Source organism: Mycobacterium sp. TH-M15 (assembly GCF_057473705.1).
Window position 1 is genome coordinate 1 of sequence record NZ_JBYCLB010000686.1, and the last position, 5,406, is coordinate 5,406.

Consider the following 5,406-nt stretch of genomic DNA (forward strand, 5'->3'; position numbering starts at 1 on the left):
CCAGTGCAAAGTCAACCGCAGCCTTGAGGTAGCCACCGGGATTTCCCAGGTCGTGTCGCGAGCCGTGATGGACGACGACGTGCACCGGGTGGCCTTCGGCGATCAGCAGCGCGATCGCGTCGGTGAGCTGCACCTCGCCACCGGCGCCCCGGGGGATCCGGCGCAGCGCGTCGAAGATGGCCCGGTCCAGCACGTAGCGACCGGCCGCCGCCAGCCCCGAGGGGGCGTCCCCCACCGTCGGTTTCTAGACAATGACCATTACCCGGAGCACGTCGGGGTCGTCGCCACCCGGCACCGGCTGCACGTCGAACACCCCGTAGGCGCTCACCTCCTCCGGTGTGACCTCGATCGCGCACAGCACGGTGCCGCCGAGCCGGGCCCGCACCCCGGACATCGTCTCCAGCACACCGGTCGGCAACACCAGGTCGTCGGGGAGCAGCACCGCGACCGCGTCTTCGTCGGGGGAGAGCCGCGGCTCCACGCAGCCGATGGCGTGGCCCAGCCCGAGCGGCTCGGCCTGCACCACCGACTCCACCTTGATCAGCCGCGGCGCCCGGCGCACCTTGGCCAGCATGGCCTCCTTGCCGCGCGCCTCCAGGGTGCCCTCCAGCACCAGGTCCTCGACGAAGTGCGCGACGACGCCGTCCTTGCCCTCGGAGGTGACGATCACCAGCCGTTCCGCGCCCGCCTCGGCCGCTTCGGCCGCGACCAGTTCGATCCCCGGGGTGTCGACGACGGGCAGCAGCTCTTTGGGCACCGTCTTGGTGGCCGGCAGAAATCGGGTACCCAGGCCGGCCGCGGGCACGACTGCCGTGCGCGGGATCGGAACCGATGGACCAGACATCGATCACACGATAGCCGCAGGCAGCCCTCGAACCCCGGACTGGCGGGTCCAACACCGATGCTGGGAGGGTTAAAGCCATGGCCACTCCCGCAAAGCCGGCGCTGCGCGAACGGCTGCTGGCCGCCCGCCGCGGGGTCGACGCCGAGGTCCGCGCCGCCGAAGCACGAGCGCTGCGTCGGCACCTGGACGCACTGGCCGTCGACGGCGACACCGTCTGCGCGTACGTGCCGGTGGGCAGCGAGCCGGGCTCGATCGCGATGCTGGACACGCTGCTGGGCCGCGGGCTGCGGGTGTTGCTTCCGGTGGTGCAGGCCGGTGGCCCGGACGCGCAGCCGGCGCTGCACTGGGGCGAGTACCGGCCGGGCGCCCTGGTGCCGGCCCGGTTCGGCCTGCGGGATCCGGCACCGCCGTGGCTGCCGCCGGCGGCGCTTGCCGAGGCCGGGGTGGTGATCGTCCCGGCGCTGGCCGTCGACCGCCGCGGGGTGCGGCTGGGCCGCGGGGCCGGGTGCTACGACCGGACGCTGCCGCTGCGGCGGCCGGGAGCCCGGTTGATCGGCCTGGTCCGCGACCCGGAGCTGCTCGACGAGCTGCCCGCCGAGCCGCACGACGTGCCGATGACCGACGCGCTCACCCCGGGACGGGGTGTGGTCCGGCTGGCGCAGCCGGAGCGGCCCGGAATGACCCCGGCCGGCTAACGGTTCTAGCACTTAGCGCGGTAGAGTGCTAAATCGATTGGCCAATTTCTGGAGGTTTCGGTGCCGACTTACAGCTACCGGTGCACGGACTGCGACAACCGCTTCGACGTGGTGCAATCCTTCAGCGACGACGCCCTGACCGCCTGCGACCAGTGCTCTGGACGGCTGCGCAAGCTGTTCAGCCCGGTCGGCGTGGTGTTCAAAGGCAGCGGTTTCTACCAGAACGACAGCCGCGCGGCACGCAAGACGTCCACCACCGGTTCGGCGAAACCGGGCGCCTCGGCCGGCTCGGCGGAGAAAGCCAGCTCCGACGGCAACGGCTCCGGCGGCACGTCCGGCACCGAGAAGAAGACGTCGACCACCGCCGACTCGTCCGCGGCAAAGGCGTCGAGCAGCTCCGTGTCCAGCTGACGCGGTTATCCACAGCCCGATCGGGAGCGGATACCGCCGGGCCCGCGGCGTCCCTACCGTGGCGCCATGCCGGAATCGCTCAACCCGACGCTGACCACCCGGATCCTCCGGACGCTGCATCCGGACTGGACACGCACCCCGCTGGCCCGGCGAGCCGCCGCCGGCTGCCTGGTACTGCTGGCCGGGGTCGCCGCGATCCGCCCGAGCCCGGAGCGAACCCGGGTCCAGGTGGTGATCGCCGACCGCGACATCGGCCCGGGCACCGCACTGACCACCGACGACGTCGTGCTGGCGAGCCGGCCGGCGGCGACGGTTCCCGACGGCGCCTCGGCCGACCTGGCGTCGGTGCTCGGCGCGACGCTGGCCGGGCCGGCCCGCCGCGGCGAGGTGCTCACCGACGTCCGGCTGCTCGGCAGCCGTCTCGCCGAAGCCGCCGCCGGGCCCGACTCCCGGATCGTTCCGGTGCATCCGGCCGACGCCGCGCTGGCCGACCTGGTGCGGGTCGGCGACGTCGTCGACGTCGTCGCGGCCGCCCAGGCCGACCCGGCCGACCCGGCCACCGGCCCCCCGTCCGGCCCCCGGATCGTCGCGGCCGGTGGGGTCGTCGTGCTGGTCTCCGACCGACGGCAGGGTGTCGGCGACGAGCGGCTGGTGCTGGTCGCGTTACCGGCCGCCGCCGCCCACGCGGTGGCCGGCGCCGCGCTGGTCGAGTCGGTGACCCTGACCCTGCGCTGACCGCTTAGCGCGACCCGCTCAAGCGGCCGGCGCCGGTTGCAGGCTGGCGCAGAACTTGCACTTGCGGGCGTCGGCCGGGATGTCGGACCTGCACTCCGGGCAGGTCTTGGTCGGGTCCGGGTCGCCGAACACGGTGTTGCCGCGCCGCTTCTGAATGTGCTTGTAGGGCAGCACGACCAAGAAGTAGACGGTGGCCATGAACACCACGAAGTAGATGATCGCCGAGATGAACGCTCCGGTGTCGAGGAAGGTGGTCTTGCACTCGTCGACCCCGGCGCAGGCGGAGTTGAGCTGCACGCCCAGGCCCAGGCCGGAGGTGTCCGGCTGCATCGATGCGACCAGCGGGTTGATCACGGTCTTGGTGAATGCCTCCACCAGGTTGGAGAACGCCAGGGCCACCACCAGACCGATCGCCACGGTGATGACGTCGTCGCGCATCAGAAAGTTCTTGAACCCCTTGAACACGCAGCTCACCTCTCCTCGGGTACATGTCCGGGCAACACGTCGCCGCCGGGGCAAACGATATGTCGGCGGCCCGGCCGGTGCGGGTTTTTCGGTTAAATACGTACGTCACCGAGGATTGACCACGCCGTGGCATTCCGGGTCAGGCGGCGGCGGCCGATCCGCTCAACCGTGGTGTGGCGGCCGGTTCTCCCGCAGCCACCGCTCATGCTCCTCGGCGTCCCGGATGTCCTCCGGGGCGGAGTCGTCGTCCGGTGGCTCCGGCGGGTCTTCCGGCGTCATATCTCCAGGCTGGACAGGTCACCGATGATGTGGGCGGCCAGCGGATTCAGCGTCGCCATGCCGTCGCGGACCGCGTAGCGCGAGCCCGCCAGGTTGACCACCAGCGTGCTCCCGGAGATCCCGGCCAGGCCGCGGGAGAGCCCCGCATCGGCGATCCCGGCGGCCAGCGCGGAGGCGCGTAACGCCTCGGCGATGCCGAGGACCTCGCGGTCCAGGATGTCGCGGGTGGCTTCCGGGGTGACGTCGCGCGGGGTCACCCCGGTGCCGCCGACCGAGACCACCAGGTCCACTCCGCCGATCACCGCCGTGTTCAGCGCGTTGCGGATCTCCACCTCGTCGGCGGCGACCGCGACCACACCGTCGACGACGAAGCCGCCCTCCTCGAGCAGCTCGGTCACCAGGGGCCCACTGTGGTCCTCGTCGCCGTGCGCGGTGCGGTCGTCGACCACGACGACCAACGCCCTGCCGGCCAAACCCGGACGCTGTTCCATGCCTGTCACCGTATAACCGCCGTCCGACCGCAGCGCACCCACTCCCCTATTGCTTGGCCTTACCGAGGGTGACCTGCACGGTCTTCTCGGTACCGGTGGCGTCCAGGTAGGTCAGACCCACCTGGTCGCCGGGGGCCTTGGAGCGGACCGCGGCCACCAGGGCGTTGGCGCCGGTGATCGGGCGATTGTCGAATGCGGTCACCGTCGCCCCGTCCGGCACGCCCGCCTTGGCCGCCGCCTCGCCGGGTACCACTTCGACCACCTTGGCTCCGCGGGTGGCGGGGTCGGTGACCACCCGCACCCCGAGCGAGGCGTGGCTGGCGATGTGGTCGGGCGAGCTGATCAGCTCGTCGGCGATCCGCTTGGCCTGGTCGACCGGGATGGCGAAGCCCAGACCGATCGAGCCGCCCGGCCCGTCAGGGGAATCGCCGAGGCTGGCGATCGCCGAGTTGATCCCCACCAGATCGCCGTTCATGTCGACCAGCGCGCCGCCGGAGTTACCCGGGTTGATGGCGGCGTCGGTCTGGATGGCGTCCAGCACCGTGTTCTGGTTGCCGGTCTCGCCGGTGGTCGACACCGGCCGGTTCAGCGCGCTGACGATGCCGGTGGTCACGGTCCCCTCCAGGCCGAGCGGTGAGCCGACGGCCACCACTTCCTGGCCGACCCGCAAATTGGCCGACGAGCCCAGCGTGATCGGGGTGAGCCCGGTCATTCCCTGCACCTGGACGACGGCGATGTCGCTGGACGGGTCGGTTCCGACCACGGTGAACGGGGCGGTGCGCCCGTCGGCGAAGGTCACGATGGTCTTCATCGCCGCCTTCGCCGACGCCGGGAGGGCGTCGGCTTTGGCCGCCGCCGACACCACGTGGTTGTTGGTCAGGATCATCCCGTCCTCGGACAAGATGATGCCCGACCCCTCCTCGGACTGCCGTCCCAAGTCGGTCTCGAGCATGACCACGCTGGGCACCACCTTGGCGGCCACCTTCTCCACCGACCCCTGCGGCACCTTGACCGGCACCGGCGGCGCGGTGGACGGCTGACCGTCCACCCTCGTCGGCGCCGCGGCGTCGGCGTGCATCGACGCCCGATCGCTCTGCACGACCGCACCGACCGCCCCGCCGATCCCGCCGGAGATGACGGCGATCGCGGCCGCGCCGGCCATCACGCCGGCCCGGGAACGGCGGCTGACCGGTTGCTTCGCCGGTTCGATCTGCTGCGGGCGGACCGGTATCGGAATCGACCGGGAATCGGCGTAGTTCGGGTACGACTGCTGGTAGACCGGTTGTTGCCCGGACTGCTGTGCATACCGCCAGTCGTAAGGCGACGTGTGCGATCCGGCCGGCGGAACCGGGCGGGCGCCCGTCTGCTCGACAGCCGGCGCCGACGGTCCCGCCTGCTGCGGCTGTGGCGAATTCCCCTTGTGATTCGTCATTCCGCTTAAGCTACACCCCCCCGGATCCGGCTTCGGTCACCGGAAATGCCGTCG

The 5,406-nt window shown here is 71.5% G+C and carries 6 protein-coding genes and 1 pseudogene; 3 read left to right on the top strand and 4 right to left on the bottom strand.

Translation table 11 applies throughout. The features are described 5' to 3' along the window. A pseudogene (locus AC2VNT_RS16760) lies at nt 1-844 on the bottom strand (UTP--glucose-1-phosphate uridylyltransferase); the annotation flags it as partial. A 77-nt stretch (nt 845-921) separates the two neighbouring features. Between AC2VNT_RS16760 and AC2VNT_RS16765 the strand changes: the two are divergent. The 3 genes from AC2VNT_RS16765 (at nt 922) to AC2VNT_RS16775 (ending at nt 2,685) form a co-directional block, all read left to right on the top strand. Beyond that, nucleotides 922-1,539: a 5-formyltetrahydrofolate cyclo-ligase gene (locus tag AC2VNT_RS16765; protein WP_486947926.1), complete on the top strand. Its 618-nt coding sequence runs from the start codon at nt 922-924 to the stop codon at nt 1,537-1,539. A gap of 60 nt (nt 1,540-1,599) precedes the next feature. Continuing rightward, nucleotides 1,600-1,950, top strand: coding sequence for an FmdB family zinc ribbon protein (locus AC2VNT_RS16770; RefSeq protein ID WP_486947927.1), 351 nt, complete (start codon nt 1,600-1,602; stop codon nt 1,948-1,950). A gap of 66 nt (nt 1,951-2,016) precedes the next feature. Next, nucleotides 2,017-2,685, top strand: coding sequence for an SAF domain-containing protein (locus AC2VNT_RS16775; protein WP_486947928.1), 669 nt, complete (start codon nt 2,017-2,019; stop codon nt 2,683-2,685). An 18-nt stretch (nt 2,686-2,703) separates the two neighbouring features. Here AC2VNT_RS16775 and AC2VNT_RS16780 read toward each other — a convergent pair whose 3' ends face one another. The 3 genes from AC2VNT_RS16780 to AC2VNT_RS16790 all read right to left on the bottom strand — a co-directional run bounded on the left by AC2VNT_RS16780 (nt 2,704) and on the right by AC2VNT_RS16790 (nt 5,352). After that, complete coding sequence (locus AC2VNT_RS16780) at nt 2,704-3,159, bottom strand: large conductance mechanosensitive channel protein MscL (RefSeq protein ID WP_486947929.1); 456 nt, start codon at nt 3,157-3,159, stop codon at nt 2,704-2,706. Nucleotides 3,160-3,425: 266 nt separating this feature from the next. Then, a complete protein-coding gene (locus tag AC2VNT_RS16785) occupies nt 3,426-3,920 on the bottom strand; it encodes a MogA/MoaB family molybdenum cofactor biosynthesis protein (protein ID WP_486947930.1) in 495 nt (164 codons plus the stop codon). 46 nt (nt 3,921-3,966) lie between these two features. Beyond that, on the bottom strand, nt 3,967-5,352 hold the full coding sequence (locus tag AC2VNT_RS16790) for a S1C family serine protease (protein WP_486947931.1): 1,386 nt from the start codon (nt 5,350-5,352) through the stop codon (nt 3,967-3,969). Nucleotides 5,353-5,406 lie beyond the last annotated feature (54 nt).